Origin of the sequence: Micromonospora sp. CV4 (assembly GCF_003667455.1) — a bacterium.
Lineage (GTDB): Bacteria > Actinomycetota > Actinomycetes > Mycobacteriales > Micromonosporaceae > Micromonospora.
This window is the reverse complement of sequence record NZ_RCVI01000201.1, coordinates 1-13,433: the sequence shown is the minus strand read 5'-3', so window position 1 is coordinate 13,433 and position 13,433 is coordinate 1. Positions and strand designations below refer to the sequence as shown.

Genomic DNA, 13,433 nt, shown 5'->3' with positions numbered 1-13,433 from the left:
GGCGCAGCGCCGCTATTCGCGGCCGACCCAGGTGGCTACGCACGCCTCGTTGCCCTCGGCGTCCGCCAGAACCCACCACATCGGCGCGTGCGCCTCGGAGACGAGGCGGCCGCCGGCGGCCAGGGCGGCGGTGATGCGGGCCTCGGCCTGGTCGTGCGGGACGGCGACATCGAGGTGCATGCGGTTACGCTGCGGGCGCGCCTCCTCCGTCGGTTGCAAACCGAAGCCGGGGCCGCGGCGCGCCGGATCAGCCAAGTAATCGTCACCGATCTGGTGATACCCGAGCAGCGCCCGCCAGAACGGCAGCACGTCCGCGCCGACGAGTGCGTCCAGGGTGATGTTGATGAGTTGTACAGCGGTCGGGTCGGCTGGGATGTCCAGTGCCTTGGCGGCGGCAGAGATCCGCCGAGCCAGCGCGATGTCCCGCCGGGACAGGGACACCGTGACGCCGGCGTAGCGCAGGTCGACGTTGACGTACTGCTGCTCGGCTTCGCCGACGAGTCGGCCGATTGCATTGACGAGCGCGATGCCCAGGGCCAGCGTGCCGGTTCGGAAGTGGGCCGAGACCACATGGTAGAGAGATCGCCAGTCCTCGACACCATCGGCCGCGTGGAATCGCCCAGCGGTGATCTGCATCGTCATGCCGGCGAATTTAGCATCGGCAGCGCGACAGGCACGCACACCACGGTCGATGCGACACGTCGCACGACTGGCTCGGGATTGTCGGGAAGACTGGCACGCATGACTGATCTGGGCGATCCGAAGGCTGCGCTGCACCACTACCTCCAGGCGACCCGCGATGACCTGATCTGGAAGCTCGACGGGCTCAGCGAACGCGAGGCCAGGGTGCCCCGCACCGCGACCGGCAACAACCTGCTGGGAGTCCTCAAGCACTGTGTCAACATCGAAGCCGGCTACTTCGGGCCCACGTTCGGGCGCGAGTTCCCGACACCCGAGGAACTGGTCCCCATGCAGGCGTTCGAGGACGACCCGCAGGCCGACTGGTACGCGGGGGAGGACGAGACGAAGGATGGGCTGATCGACCTGTACCGCCGTGTGGCGGTGTTCGCGGACCAGACCATCGAACAGCTACCCCTCGACGCGCCGGGGCAGGTGCCGTGGTGGCGGCCTGGCGGACAGAACGTGACGCTGCACAGGATCATCATCCATGTGACCTGCGACGTCGCCCGTCACACCGGGCACGCGGACGTCATGCGCGAGCAGCACGACGGATCGATCGGCTGGCAGCGCGAGAACAGCAACATTCCCCAGGACTATGACTGGCCGGCGTACGTCACCAAGCTGACGAAGCTCGCTGACCGATTCGGATAGCAGTCCGCGTCCGTCGATGGGCCCGATCAGGGGAGGGGACGTCGCAGCGTCCGCTTCACTCGGGTCGAGTTCGCGAAGTAGACAATGCCCACGATGCCCGGCAACGAGTCGATGACCGTGCCGATCGGTGACTTCATCCCCAGCACGTTCCAGGCCACGAGACAGCCGATCGAGATCGCGCAGTACAGGTAGTTGTGGACGATCGCGGCCCGACGCCTGGTGCAGATGAGCCACAACAGAACGACGGTGTAGACGGCGAGGAGGCAGTTCGTCACCACGTAGAAGACGATGTGGCTCTCCGGCCCGAGCTCCGTCATCCCCACCAGGGACGGGTTCGCGTCGATAACCAGGGTCGCGATCGTCAGACCAATTCCGTGGATGAGCAGCAGCACCAGAACCACCACGTACCCGGCAAGGAGCCCTCCGAGGCGTAGGGCCGATGATCGCGCCGGGACCTGCGGCGCGTCGTTGTCGGTCGATTGACGGTGGAGGGAGCCCTGACCAGACGGTTGTTCGACAGGCGTCACGGGCTTGACGGTAGGGGCCGGTGCCCGAGCGCACGATGGTGCTGACCCTCGTATCCGATGTCGGGCTAACCCGACCCTGCCAGCTAGCGTGGCGGACGATCCAGCGCAAACCGTCCCCCCGCGCCTCCCTGCGGCTCCGGTATCCGGCAGCGCTGTGACGGTATCGATGTCGCCGGCTGCGGTGGTGGTCGTTGTCGTTGGCGCTATACCTGTGAGTCATAAATATGCCTCTGAGTCATCAGGCTGAGCATGGACCCGCGCCCCGGGCTGGGGCGATCGACCCGGTGTCGGCGATGTCGTGGTGAGACCTAGCGCGACCCTGAGCCGATTGCGCTCCAGCGCTCGATCCGACGCCGCCCCACACCCCCGGTCGGCGACATCCTTTCCGACCGGGCCCGCCCCGACGACGACGTCGTGGGTGCCGTCCAGGTCAGTCCCTCTTCGCGACGCGGCCGAGGCGGAGAGCCGAGATGAGGAAGAAGATGCCGCCGGGGATGGCGTAGCCGGCCGCGTTGGTCAGCGTGGTGCCGTCCGCGCCGGCCATCACGATGAACGAGCCACCGGCGAGTACGGAGATCGCGCCGCTGATGATCATCGGCCACTGGCCGCCCATCGCGCGACGGGTGACGCCGACGATCAGCTGAACCAGCCCCGCCACGATCGCCCAAGCGCCCCAGACGCGCAGGACCGCAGGGATACCGGACGTGCTGGCGACTGCCACGCCGATGGCGGTGAGCAGGCTGACCGCGATGTTCACGTACAACAGGACGGGCGACCCGGTGCCACGCGACGCGCGAGCGTCGACGATGGCGGCGGCCACGTCGAACAGCGGGTACAGCACGAGCAGTGTGACGGCGAGCGGACCGAGTTCCGAGGCGGTCGTGAGCATCACAACGGCCCACACGATGGCGAAGGCGAAGCGGACGAAGTACAGCTGCCGCAGGGCGGACGCCGTCGTCGGGATGCGGGGTGCGGCAAGGGTGGTCACGGTGGTCCTTCCGAGGGGTGGCGGACCTGCGGGATGCCGCGGTCAGCCAGGTAGAACGAACGTTCTGTCGCGGCAACGATGACACGGTCATCATCGCCTGTCAAGACCGAACGTTCTATCCGCTAGACTGGTCGTCATGGCGCGCAGCGAATCCGAGAGCCGGCCGTCCGAAGCGCGGTCGCGGCTGCTCAACACGGCGATGAAGGTCTTCTACGCGGAGGGGATCCACTCCGTCGGCATCGACCGGATCGTCGCGGAGGCCCAGGTGACGCGGGCCACTCTCTACCGGCACTTTCCCGGTAAGGAAGAACTCGTGGTCGCGTACCTGCGCCAGGTCGACGACATCATGCGCGGCCAGGCCGACGACGCTGTCGCCCGCGGGCTACCGGCGGCCGACACCATCCGGGCGCTCAGCAGGTCCATCGCCGAGAGCATCAAATCCCCGGGCTTCCGCGGATGCGCCTTCCTCAACGCCGTCGCCGAGTACCCCGACCCCGATCACCCGGTGCACCAGGCGGTGCTCGCTCACCGCCAGTGGTTCCTGGACACCGTCACCGACCTGCTGGCGCGAGTCGGGGAAGCGCCCGCCCAGCCCGCCGCCCGGCACTTCGTCATGCTGCGCGACGGCGCCATGGCCGCCGGTTGCCTGTTCGACCCGGTGCTCGTGACCGACACCTTCCTGAGCGGAGTCGAGGGACTCTTGCAGGCTCGCACCCAGGCCGGCCCGTCAAAGGCCTGATCCCGGTCCCGCGCACCGTCGTGAACAGCTGACCAGGGCGGTCCTGCTCACCGCTCGGCGGCGTCGACTTCGGGCAGCTCCTCGGGCTCGGTGACCCAGCCGGAGAAGACCGGCACCCCGTGCCACGGCCCGGTCGCACCGTCGGCCCGCTTGTCCGTGGCGACCGCCACCACCGCGTACGGATGGCCGAAGCGCAGCTCGGCGGTGCGGACGACGCCCTCCGGCGGCATGCTGGTCAGCTCGAACATGCCGGTGACCGCAGCTGCCTCGAAGCCGTACCGGCCGAACCGGGCCATCGCCGCCTGCCGGGCCTCGAAGTCCTGCACCGGCAGTGCCAGCGCGGTCGCCAGTGCCGCCGACGCGGCCGCGAAGCCGAGCGCCGGCGCGCTCAGGTCGTGCTCGCTCCGGGCCGACCAGCAGGGGAGCAGCGCCGTGTGCCGCTCCTCGCGGCCGTCGCGGGCCCGGGTGCGTACCCGTTCCTCGCGCAGCGTCCACAGCGGAGTGTCGCCGAGCGGCAGGTCGAACAGCGAGCGGCGACCAGTCGGCTCAGCGCCGTCGGCGGCGCCGGCGCTGAGCTGGTACGCGGCGGCCAGCACCTCCACCGGCGGCACGTGTGGCGCGGCGGCCACCGACAGGACCACCAGCCCCGCGCCGTCAGTCGCCTGCGCCGGGGCGGCGTGCACGATCACGTCGCCGGCCCGCGCGGTCGAGACGATGGCGCCCCGGTGGCCCCGGCCTGGGCTGCGCAGCACCCGACGGAGCTGTTTGGCCCAGGCGCTGCCGGGGCCGAGCGCGCCGGCGTCGGCGACCTCGAACGGGGCCGCCCAGGAGATCCGGGTGGCCAGCGCGCTGGCCAGGGCCAGCACCACGTCCGGCCCGACCCGCAGCGGGAACCTCTCGATCAGGCCGAGGGTGTGCTCGCGGGCCCAGGCGTCCAGCCCGGCCTGGTCGGGCAGGGGACCGACCTCGGTCGTCGCGGGCAGTGCCGCCCGCCAGCCGGACGGCCCACCGTCGCCCTGACCCGGCCGGTGCCAGAGCGCGGTGGCGGACGCGACCAGCGGGTGCGGCTCGTCCAGCAGTGTGCGGCTGACCGCGACCGCGGTGGACAGGTCGGTGCCGAGAGCCTCGGCCAGCGCTTCGGCCGCCCGGCGGTCCGCATGGTCGGTCGCGGTCGTGGCGCAGAGCGCCAGCAGCAGCCAGGCGCCGAGCGGGGAGGCGACGTGGTGCCGGTCGCCGATCGTGGTGTGCAGGGTGTCGGCGTACCGGGACAGCGGGCCGTGCAGGTCGCTCGTCATGCCTCCACTCTGCCCGCCCCCGCCCGCTCCGGCATCCTCGCCGGCCCGGCTCACGACCACAGTTCGAAGGGCTCGTCGATCTCCTCGCCGGCCAGGAACGGCATGATCAACCGGGGGAGCTGCCCCGGGTAGAAGCGGGCCGAGCTGGCCACCACCTCGGGCAGTGGCCACCAGCGAAAGCCGAAATAGTCCTCCAGCTCGTAGTCGAGCCGATCGGTCTCGTCCACGTCCGGACCGGGGCCGTCGAGCCGTACGGCGACGACCACCTCGTCCTGGACGTGGCGCAAGCGACGGTGCAGGAAACTCGCGCGCCGACGCCAGGTCGGCGCGCCCACCTGTTCGGCGGTGGCCGCGATGCCGGTCTCCTCGCGCAGCTCCCGCACGGCCGTGTCCTGGTACGTCTCCCCAGGGTCCATGCCGCCGCCGGGCAGCTCCCACCAGGTGCCCAGCGCCGGGCGGTCCGGGGCGCGGGTGTGGAACAGCAGCACCCGGTCGGCGTCGTCGAGGACCACCACCCGCACCGCGCGCCGCTCCAGGATCGGCAAATCACGCGGCAGCTCAATCATCGATGTTCCACACGCCGGCGCACCTCCGCGTCGTCCCGCTGCCGGGCCCAGTCTGCCGCAGCGCCGCCCGTTCCGGCGGCCGGAGCGGGGGCCGGTAGGCTGCCCGCCGTGGCTGGTCTGTTGAGGAACGTGGCGGCGCGCATCTCCCGGGTGGGCGCGGTGATTCCGTCCCCGCGACGTACCGGGCCGGCCCCGGCGCAGGTGGCCCGTCGTCGTCAGGTGAGCGCGTTGCAGCGGCGCGAGCTGACCTACGCCCCGCAGCGGGACGGCCAGGCCGACCCCGGGGAGATCGTCTGGACCTGGGTGCCGTACGAGGACGACCCCCGCCAGGGAAAGGACCGGCCGGTGCTGGTCGTCGGGCGGCACAGCCGGACTCTTTTCGGGTTGATGCTGTCCAGCCAGAGCGAGCGGGACGGGCAGCGGCACTGGTTCGCACTCGGGCCCGGTGACTGGGACCGGGACAACCGGCCGAGCTGGGTCCGGCTGGACCGGGTGCTCACCATGCGCGAGGACAGCATCCGCCGCGAGGGCGCCGTGCTGGACCGGCCCCGCTTCGACCGGGTCGGGCAGGCCCTGCGCGCGGGCTACGGCTGGCGCTGACCGCTCCCGCCCCGCTCGCGTGGCGGGCCGTCAGGCCGACTCACGGCTGGGGCCGACCCCGGCGCCGCGTGCGTCCGGCGGCGGGTACGGCTGCTCGGCGAGCAGCCGGGCCAGGTGTGCGCTGTTGAGCGCCAACGCCTTCGTGGTGCGGCCGGTGGTGTCGGGCTTGGGGCCGGCGTCGCGGTAGTCCACCTTGTTCAGCGCCTCGCCGACCCAGTAGGTCGCGCCGGCGGCCGGGCAGGTGAACCCGACCTCGTTGAGTGCCTGTTGCACCTGGCCGATGGTGTGGTGTGCGCCGTCCTCGTTGCCGACGACGGCGACACCGGCCACCTTGCCGTAGGTCAGGAGCCGGCCCTCGGCGTCGGTCTCGGAGAGTTCGGCGTCGAGGCGTTCGAGGACCATCTTGCACACGCTGGATGGCTGGCCGAGCCAGATGGGCGTCGCGATGACGAGGATCTGGGCGGCGAGCAGCTTCGCCCGGATGGCCGGCCACCCGTCTCCGCCGCCCTCGTCGGTCGACACCCCGAACCGCACGTCGTGGTCGACCACCCGGACCAGTTCGCCGTCCACTCCCTGCTCGGCCAGTGCGGCGAGCACCTCCTGGCCGACCTGCTCGGAGCTGGACGGGGCCGGCGACGGCTTGAGAGTGCAGTTGAGTACGAGGGCGCGGATGCTCGCCACGTCGGTTCCTCTCGGTGGTCGGCAGGGGTGATCGGCATCCCATACCCGGGCGTTGGCCGGGTGAATCAGCCGACGCGCGGGGCTTCTGCCGAAGGGGTTGACGTAACCACGCTGGGCTGTATATTCAACCTATCGGTTTACAAGCCACATGGTTGAGAGCGACAGATGACAACAGATCCGGCCAGCGCCGTGTTCGCCGCTCTCGCCGATCCGACCCGGCGGGCCATCCTGGCCCGGCTGGCGACCGGCGAGGCGACGGTCAACGAGTTGGCGGAGCCGTTCCCGATCAGCGTTCAGGCGATCTCCAAGCACCTCAACGTGTTGGAGCGCGCCGGGCTGATCGTGCGGACCCGCGAGGCGCAGTGGCGTCGCTGCCGGCTCGACCCGGCCCCGCTGCGCACGCTGGCCGAATGGGTCGAGCAGTACCGCCGGCTCTGGGACGACCGTTACGACACATTGGACGACTACCTACGCGACCTGAAGGAGAAGAGCGATGGACAAGCTTCGTGACCTCGTCATCGACATGCCGTCCGACCGGGAGATCACCCTCACCCGTTCCTTCGACGCCCCGCGTGAGCTGGTCTGGGCCGCGCACAGCCAGGCCGAGCACCTGAAGCACTGGTGGGGGCGGGGCAACCCGCTGGACGTCGAGATCGACTTCCGGGAGGGTGGCAGCTACCGCTTCGTCGAACACGCCACGGACGGCAACGCCTACGGCTTCCGGGGTGAGTTCCGGGAGATCGTCGTGCCGGAGCGGATCGTGCAGACCTTCGAGTACGAGGGCATGCCCGGTCAGGTGGCGGTGGAGACGCTGGTCTTCACCGAGCGCGACGGGCGCACCACCGTCACCGGCACCACCCGGTTCGACACCACCGAGCAGCGCGACGGCATGGCCGAGTCCGGCATGGCGCAGGGCGCGGCTGAGTCGTACAACGCGCTGGACCGGTACCTCGCCACCCTGCGCTGACCCGGACGGCGCCGCCCGGCCCCCCGGTTGATCGGGTGGGTCGGGTGGCCGCCCGGTGGCATGGTGTGCCGGTGATCGACGACGCTGCGGGGCAGGTGACCGGCTGGGCCCGCACGGATTTCGGCCTCGACCTGACCGACCTGGACGAGGTGACCCACGGCGCCGACCAGCACGCCCGACTGTGGCGGGCGCACGCCGCCGACGGCACCCGGTACGCGGTCAAACTCAGCGGTGGCGGCACTCCGGCCGGTCGGGTCGTGGCGGCGCACCTGGCCGCCCAGAAGGTGCCGGGCGTCCCCGCGCCGCTGCGCACCCACGACGGGCGGCTGTACGGCGACCACGGCGGCCACCGCCTCTCGGTGGTGCCGTGGGTCTCCGACCTGCGGGCGCTCGACGGCCCGATGACCGACGCGCACTGGCGCGCGTACGGCGAACTGCTGGCCGCGGTGCACGCGGTGCCGGTGACCGACGAGCTGGTGCGGCTGCTGCCGCCCGGCGGAGCGGCGTACCCGGAGATCGTGGCGGCGACCCGCGCGACGGCCGAGCGGTTGCGCGCTCCTGGCCCGGCCGACCCCGCCGGTCCGCCGTTCGCCGAGCTGGCGGCCCTCTGGTCGGCGATGGCGGACCGGGTGTCCACACTGACCGGTGCGGTGGGGCGCCTCGCCGCCGATCGCCGCGACCGGCCGGTGGTGGTCTGCCACGGCGATCCGCACCTGGGCAACCTGCTGCTCGGCCCGAACGGTCAGGTCTGGCTGATCGACTGGGACGACGCGGTGCTCGCCCCGCCCGAGTGCGACCTGATGTTCGTCACCGACGGGGTGCTCGCCTTCGCGCCGATCACCACCGGGCAGCGGGCGGCCGTCCTGGCCGGCTACGGCCGGGTCGACATCGAGCCGGCCCGCCTGGCCTGGTTCCTCGCCGTTCGTGCGCTCGACGATCTCACCGACTGGACCCGCCAGGCGTTGGATCCCGACGTCGACGCGGCCGACCGGGCGAGGGCGGCCCGGATCGTGCGGGGACTGGTGTCGCCGGTCGGTCTGGTCACTCTCGCCGACGCGGCGGTGCGGTCTCTCGACCGGCCGGACTGAGCGCGTAATCCGCTCGACGGGACGCGGCCGCGGACGCCGGAGCGGTCAGCACTCGGCGAGGCGGACGCTGTCCACGAGTTGGCGGGGCGATCGGTTGCCGCCCAGGCTCTTGGCCTGGTACATGGCCGCGTCGGCGCGGCTGAGCGCATCGGTGAGCTGGGCCGGGCCGGTCACCGGTGCGAGGCCGACGGAGGCGGTCACCTGAACGCTGACACCGCTCAGCCGGATCGGGGCGGCGACGGTCTCGCTGAGCCGCCGGGTGGCGTGCTCGATCCAGCGCCGGTCGATGGTCGGGCTGGCCAGCAGCCCGGCGAACTCGTCCCCACCGAGGCGGGCGACGAGGTTGTCCCCGGCGAAACCGGCCAGCCGTTCGGCCACGCTGATCAGCACCTGGTCGCCGGCGGCGTGCCCGTACCGGTCGTTGATCTGCTTGAAGTCGTCCAGGTCGAGCACGATGGCGATCAACGGCTGCCCGGCCGCGTCGGTGAGCAGGGCGGCCGCGAGGCGGTAGAAGGCCCGCCGGTTGGGCAGCCCGGTGAGCGGGTCGTGGCTCGCGGCGTGCCGTTCGGCGGCGAGCTCGGCCTGGAGGTGCCCGATCTCGGCCTCGGCGCGCAGCGCCCGACGCCGAAGTTGCCAGGAGGAGAGCAGCGCGCCGGCGGCGCAGATGCCGGAGGCGACACTCATCGGATCCGGCACGAACCCTCCCATCGCCGCGATCGCCTCCAGCCATCGACCGACTCGACGCGCGCCGCGCCGGGCCCGGTTTTCCCTGATCGATGCCCATGCCAGGTGACGCAAAGTGAACGGATCGGCACCGATCTTGTGCGTTATCATGCTCGCCGTCCGGTGCAGATGCAATAGCAGATGCACGTGCAGCACCGTCCGATGTCGATACCGCACCCCTCGCCGTCACCGCTCCTCCCACGGCCACCGGCGGGCTCGTGAGCAGAAAGACGCCCACATGCAGCAGCCACCGAATGGCGTTCCGATCCATCAGCTGCCACCGCTGAGCTGGCAGAAGAGTCGCCGCAGCAACCCCAGCGGCAACTGTGTCGAACTCGCCGAACTGCCCGAGGGCGCCGGCATCGCGCTGCGCAACTCCCGACATCCGGAGGGGCCGGCGCTGATCTACACGGTGGACGAGATCGCCGCCTTCGTCCTCGGCGCGCGGGACGGCGACTTCGATCATCTGATCAACTGAGCGGACCCGGTGGACCATCCCGGCGACGGGACTGATCCACCGGTCCGGAGGAGTTCACCTCACTGTCGGTCCATGGCATGCTTACACGTCGGCCGGGCCGGGGCGCCCGACCACGCTGGTCGGTATCCGGAGGTCCGCAGGTGACGATGGTTCCCGCCGAGGGCGGCCCAACAACCGGGCCGACCGTGCTGCGCATGCTGCTCGGTGCTCAACTGCGCCGGCTGCGGGAGTCCAGCGGCGTGACCCGCGAGGGCGCCGGCTGGGAGATCCGGGCCTCCGAGTCGAAGATCAGTCGGATGGAGCTCGGCCGGGTCGGCTTCAAGGAACGCGACGTGGCGGACCTGCTCACGCTCTACAGCGTCACCGACGAGCAGGAGCGCGAGGCGCTGCTCAAGCTCGCCCGCGACGCGAACAGCCCCGGTTGGTGGCACCGCTACGGCGACGTCCTGCCCACCTGGTTCCAGTCCTACCTGGGCCTGGAGGCGGCGGCGGCGCTGATCCGCACCTACGAGGTGCAGTTCGTGCCCGGCCTGTTGCAGACCCGCGAGTACGCCCGGGCGGTCGTGCTGCTCGGGCACGGCGCGGCCGGTGCGGCCGAACTCGACCGACGGGTCGCCCTGCGGATGCAGCGCCAGCAGTTGCTCCGCCGGGAAAATCCGCCGCAGCTCTGGGCGGTGGTGGACGAGGCGGCGCTGCGCCGTCCGATCGGTGGCGCCGAGGTGATGCGTGGTCAGCTGACCGCGCTCATCGAGGCGACCAAGTCGCCGAACGTCCGCCTCCAGGTCATCCCGTTCGCCGCCGGTGGTCACGCGGCCGCCGGCGGTGCGTTCACCATCCTGCGCTTCGGCGACCAGGAGCTGCCCGACATCGTCTACATCGAACAGCTCACCAGCGCCATCTACCTGGACAAGCGCGACGACCTGGATTACTACGCGGTGGCCATGGAGCGGCTCTGCGTCGAGGCCGAGCCGCCGGAGCGCACCCCGGAGATTCTCGGCCGCCTGCTGGAGGACCTCTACCCGGCCTGACCGCCGGCCGGGCTCCGGCTCGGCTCCCGCCACGTTCCGGAACCTGGCCGACCCCCTGGTATTGACGCTCGCCGACCGGTCCGGCTAGTCTCTGTATCGATACAGACTGGATCGATACAGAAGGGGTGCCGGTGAAGCCGACCCTGCAAGCCGTGGCAGACGCCGTCGGCGTCTCGCGCAGCACGGTGTCCAACGCGTACAGCCGCCCCGACCAGCTCTCCGCCGCGCTGCGCGAGCGGATCCTCGGCGCCGCCCGGCAGCTCGGCTACCCGGGTCCCAACCCCACCGCCCGCTCCCTGCGTCGCGGTTTCGTCGGCTCGATCGGGGTGCTGTTCACCTCGCAGCTGTCGTACGCGTTCACCGACCCGTTCGCGGTCCGCTTCCTCGCCGGCGTGGGCGAGGCCGCCGAGCGGCACGGCACCAGCATGCTGCTGGTGCCGCTGTCCCGGGCCGAGCCCGACGCACGCCGCGCGGTGGAGAACGCCGCCGTCGACGGCTTCTGCGTCTACTGCGTCGCCGACGAGGAGTGGGCGCTGGACGTGATCCGGGCCCGGGGGCTGCCGTTCGTCAGCACGGCCGCCCGCGACGACGCCGGCCCCGACGAGCCGTTCGTCGGCATCGACGAGCGGGCCGCGGCCCGCAGCGTGGCCACGCACGTCGCCGGCCTCGGTCACCGCCGGGTGGCCCTGCTCGCCGACTCCGTGCTGACCGACGCGCCGGCCGGCCCGCTCACCCTCTCCGGGGTCGATCGGGTGCCGCACCCGACCACCCACGGCCGGCTCGCCGGGTTCGCCGACGCGTTCGCCGAGGTCGGCGTCGGCTGGGCCGAGCTGACCCTGCTCAACGCCCAGGGCAACAGTCGCCAGGCGGGGGCGGCCGCCGTCGCCGGGCTGTTCGACGGGCCCACGCCGCCGACCGCCGTGCTGGCCGGCTCCGACGTGCTCGCCCTCGGTGTGCTGGACGCGCTGGCCGAACGACCGGCCGGCGACCGTCCACCGGTCTCGGTGACCGGCTTCGACGACATCCCCGAGGCCGCCGCGGCCGGCCTCACCACCGTCCGGCAACCGGCCGAGGAGAAGGGCCGGATCGCCGCCGAACTGCTGCTCAATCCACCCGCGGACGCCGCGGCCGGTCATGTGCTGCTGCCCACCGCACTCGTCGTCCGGGACTCCACCGGACCTGTCCCGAGGAGTTGACCATGGAACACGCCACCGGATACCTCACCGCCCTCGACGCGATGAACCGACACGTCAACTCGGCTCGACCGGACGCGCCGGTCCAGGTCGAGCGAGCCCGCCCGGCGCTGCTCGCCCCGACCCGGCAGGCCACCGCGCTCGCCCTGCGCCGGCTCGCCGACCGGATCCAGCCGCGACCGCTTCCCGCCGCGCCGCGCTGCTCGTAGCGCCGCCGGACGCCGGGCCCACCGCTGGTCGGCCCGGCGTCCGACCCCGCACCACCGACAATTTCGGTACGCCCGGGATGAAAGGGTCAGGACCGGGCACGGTGGGTGGTCGAGTGGAACACGGCCAGGCAGACTGGTGAAGCCATGTCGCCGTTCATGCCCACCCTCCGTCTCCACGACCGCTACGTACTGCACGAGCGGATCGGTCTCGGTGGCATGTCCGAGGTGTGGCGGGCCGACGACGAGGTGCTCGGCCGACCGGTCGCCGTCAAGGTGCTCGCCGGGCAGCTCGCCACCGACCCGCAGCTGCGGGCCACCATCCAGCGCGAGGCCCGCGCCGCCGCCCGGCTCACCCACCCGCACGTGACCCAGGTGTACGACTACGCCGAGGCGACCCTGGCCGGCGGCGCCGTCGTGCCGTACCTGGTCATGGAGCTGGTCGAGGGACACAACCTGGCCGACCGGCTGCGGACCGGGCCGCTGCCCTGGCCGGAGGCGGTACGGGTGGCCGGGCAGATCGCCGCCGCGCTGGCCGCCGCGCACCGGATCGGCGTGGTGCACCGCGACGTCAAGCCCGGCAACGTCATGCTCACCGACACCGGCGCCAAGGTGCTCGACTTCGGCATCGCCGCACTCGGCGGCCCGCACCACCCGCTCGGCGGCCAGGCGGGTGAGCCGCTGATGGGCACCCCGGCCTACTTCGCGCCGGAGCGGCTGACCGCCGGCCCACCGGACCCGGCCAGCGACGTGTACGCCCTCGGCGCGCTGCTCTACCGCACCCTCACCGGCCAGGCGCCGCTGCCCGTGCAGAGCTGGGAGGACGCGCTGGAGGTGCATCGGCGGGGCACTCCGGTGCCCCCGCTGCGGGTGCCCGGCCTGCCGGCCGACATCGCCGAGCTCACCGTCTCCTGCCTTGCTGCCGACCCGGCCCGCCGACCGACGGCCGCGCAACTGGCCACCCGGTTCGGCGCCGGCCAGCCGGTCGAACCGCCCACCGAGCTGCTGCGCATCCTGCCGGT

At 71.9% G+C, this 13,433-nt stretch carries 18 protein-coding genes; 11 read left to right on the top strand and 7 right to left on the bottom strand.

Features of this window, described 5'->3' with window-relative positions; translation table 11 throughout:
- Window positions 1-12: 12 nt before the first annotated feature.
- A complete protein-coding gene (locus EAD98_RS07200) occupies window positions 13-642 on the bottom strand; it encodes a VOC family protein (protein WP_121653272.1) in 630 nt (209 codons plus the stop codon).
- 99 nt (window positions 643-741) lie between these two features.
- On the opposite strand from EAD98_RS07200, the gene EAD98_RS07195 reads away from it, so the two are divergent.
- Window positions 742-1,332 (top strand): DinB family protein, encoded by a 591-nt coding sequence (locus EAD98_RS07195; RefSeq protein WP_121653271.1) that lies wholly within the window; start codon window positions 742-744, stop codon window positions 1,330-1,332.
- Between the two features lie 26 nt (window positions 1,333-1,358).
- Here the strand turns inward: EAD98_RS07195 and EAD98_RS07190 are convergent, their stop codons facing one another.
- Both EAD98_RS07190 and EAD98_RS07185 read right to left on the bottom strand, forming a co-directional pair.
- Complete coding sequence (locus EAD98_RS07190) at window positions 1,359-1,859, bottom strand: DUF2569 family protein (RefSeq protein ID WP_158609774.1); 501 nt, start codon at window positions 1,857-1,859, stop codon at window positions 1,359-1,361.
- A gap of 430 nt (window positions 1,860-2,289) precedes the next feature.
- A complete protein-coding gene (locus tag EAD98_RS07185) occupies window positions 2,290-2,847 on the bottom strand; it encodes a hypothetical protein (RefSeq protein WP_121653269.1) in 558 nt (185 codons plus the stop codon).
- 136 nt (window positions 2,848-2,983) lie between these two features.
- Between EAD98_RS07185 and EAD98_RS07180 the strand changes: the two genes are divergently transcribed.
- A complete protein-coding gene (locus EAD98_RS07180; RefSeq protein ID WP_121653268.1) occupies window positions 2,984-3,586 on the top strand; it encodes a TetR/AcrR family transcriptional regulator in 603 nt (200 codons plus the stop codon).
- A 47-nt stretch (window positions 3,587-3,633) separates the two neighbouring features.
- On the opposite strand, the gene EAD98_RS07175 is transcribed toward EAD98_RS07180, so the two are convergent.
- Both EAD98_RS07175 and EAD98_RS07170 read right to left on the bottom strand, forming a co-directional pair.
- Complete coding sequence (locus EAD98_RS07175) at window positions 3,634-4,881, bottom strand: hypothetical protein (RefSeq protein WP_121653267.1); 1,248 nt, start codon at window positions 4,879-4,881, stop codon at window positions 3,634-3,636.
- 50 nt (window positions 4,882-4,931) lie between these two features.
- Window positions 4,932-5,447, bottom strand: a complete 516-nt coding sequence (locus EAD98_RS07170; RefSeq protein ID WP_199723324.1) for an NUDIX hydrolase — start codon at window positions 5,445-5,447, stop codon at window positions 4,932-4,934.
- 108 nt (window positions 5,448-5,555) lie between these two features.
- Between EAD98_RS07170 and EAD98_RS07165 the strand changes: the two genes are divergently transcribed.
- Window positions 5,556-6,047, top strand: a complete 492-nt coding sequence (locus EAD98_RS07165) for a type II toxin-antitoxin system PemK/MazF family toxin (RefSeq protein WP_121653266.1) — start codon at window positions 5,556-5,558, stop codon at window positions 6,045-6,047.
- A 30-nt stretch (window positions 6,048-6,077) separates the two neighbouring features.
- Here the strand turns inward: EAD98_RS07165 and EAD98_RS07160 are convergent, their stop codons facing one another.
- Window positions 6,078-6,728 (bottom strand): flavodoxin family protein, encoded by a 651-nt coding sequence (locus tag EAD98_RS07160; RefSeq protein WP_121653265.1) that lies wholly within the window; start codon window positions 6,726-6,728, stop codon window positions 6,078-6,080.
- Between the two features lie 165 nt (window positions 6,729-6,893).
- Between EAD98_RS07160 and EAD98_RS07155 the strand changes: the two genes are divergently transcribed.
- The 3 genes from EAD98_RS07155 to EAD98_RS07145 all read left to right on the top strand — a co-directional run bounded on the left by EAD98_RS07155 (window position 6,894) and on the right by EAD98_RS07145 (window position 8,783).
- Window positions 6,894-7,238: a helix-turn-helix transcriptional regulator gene (locus tag EAD98_RS07155; RefSeq protein WP_121653264.1), complete on the top strand. Its 345-nt coding sequence runs from the start codon at window positions 6,894-6,896 to the stop codon at window positions 7,236-7,238.
- The gene (locus tag EAD98_RS07150) at window positions 7,222-7,695 is read left to right on the top strand and encodes an SRPBCC family protein (RefSeq protein ID WP_121653263.1); all 474 of its coding nucleotides are present in this window, start codon (window positions 7,222-7,224) and stop codon (window positions 7,693-7,695) included. The genes EAD98_RS07155 and EAD98_RS07150 overlap by 17 nt, the downstream gene beginning before the upstream one ends.
- 71 nt (window positions 7,696-7,766) lie before the next feature.
- Entirely contained in the window at window positions 7,767-8,783 is a 1,017-nt protein-coding gene (locus EAD98_RS07145) for a phosphotransferase enzyme family protein (protein ID WP_121653279.1), read from the top strand.
- A 45-nt stretch (window positions 8,784-8,828) separates the two neighbouring features.
- On the opposite strand, the gene EAD98_RS07140 is transcribed toward EAD98_RS07145, so the two are convergent.
- Window positions 8,829-9,479: a GGDEF domain-containing protein gene (locus EAD98_RS07140; protein ID WP_121653278.1), complete on the bottom strand. Its 651-nt coding sequence runs from the start codon at window positions 9,477-9,479 to the stop codon at window positions 8,829-8,831.
- A gap of 265 nt (window positions 9,480-9,744) precedes the next feature.
- On the opposite strand from EAD98_RS07140, the gene EAD98_RS07135 reads away from it, so the two are divergent.
- The 5 genes from EAD98_RS07135 to EAD98_RS07115 all read left to right on the top strand — a co-directional run.
- Window positions 9,745-9,984, top strand: coding sequence for a DUF397 domain-containing protein (locus tag EAD98_RS07135; RefSeq protein WP_121653262.1), 240 nt, complete (start codon window positions 9,745-9,747; stop codon window positions 9,982-9,984).
- Window positions 9,985-10,124: 140 nt separating this feature from the next.
- On the top strand, window positions 10,125-11,012 hold the full coding sequence (locus EAD98_RS07130) for a helix-turn-helix transcriptional regulator (protein WP_121653261.1): 888 nt from the start codon (window positions 10,125-10,127) through the stop codon (window positions 11,010-11,012).
- A gap of 152 nt (window positions 11,013-11,164) precedes the next feature.
- A complete protein-coding gene (locus EAD98_RS07125; RefSeq protein ID WP_233583740.1) occupies window positions 11,165-12,208 on the top strand; it encodes a LacI family DNA-binding transcriptional regulator in 1,044 nt (347 codons plus the stop codon).
- A 2-nt stretch (window positions 12,209-12,210) separates the two neighbouring features.
- On the top strand, window positions 12,211-12,414 hold the full coding sequence (locus EAD98_RS07120) for a hypothetical protein (protein ID WP_233578921.1): 204 nt from the start codon (window positions 12,211-12,213) through the stop codon (window positions 12,412-12,414).
- Window positions 12,415-12,558: 144 nt separating this feature from the next.
- Window positions 12,559-13,433: serine/threonine-protein kinase (locus EAD98_RS07115; RefSeq protein WP_147457347.1), on the top strand; the 875-nt coding region annotated here is incomplete at its 3' end.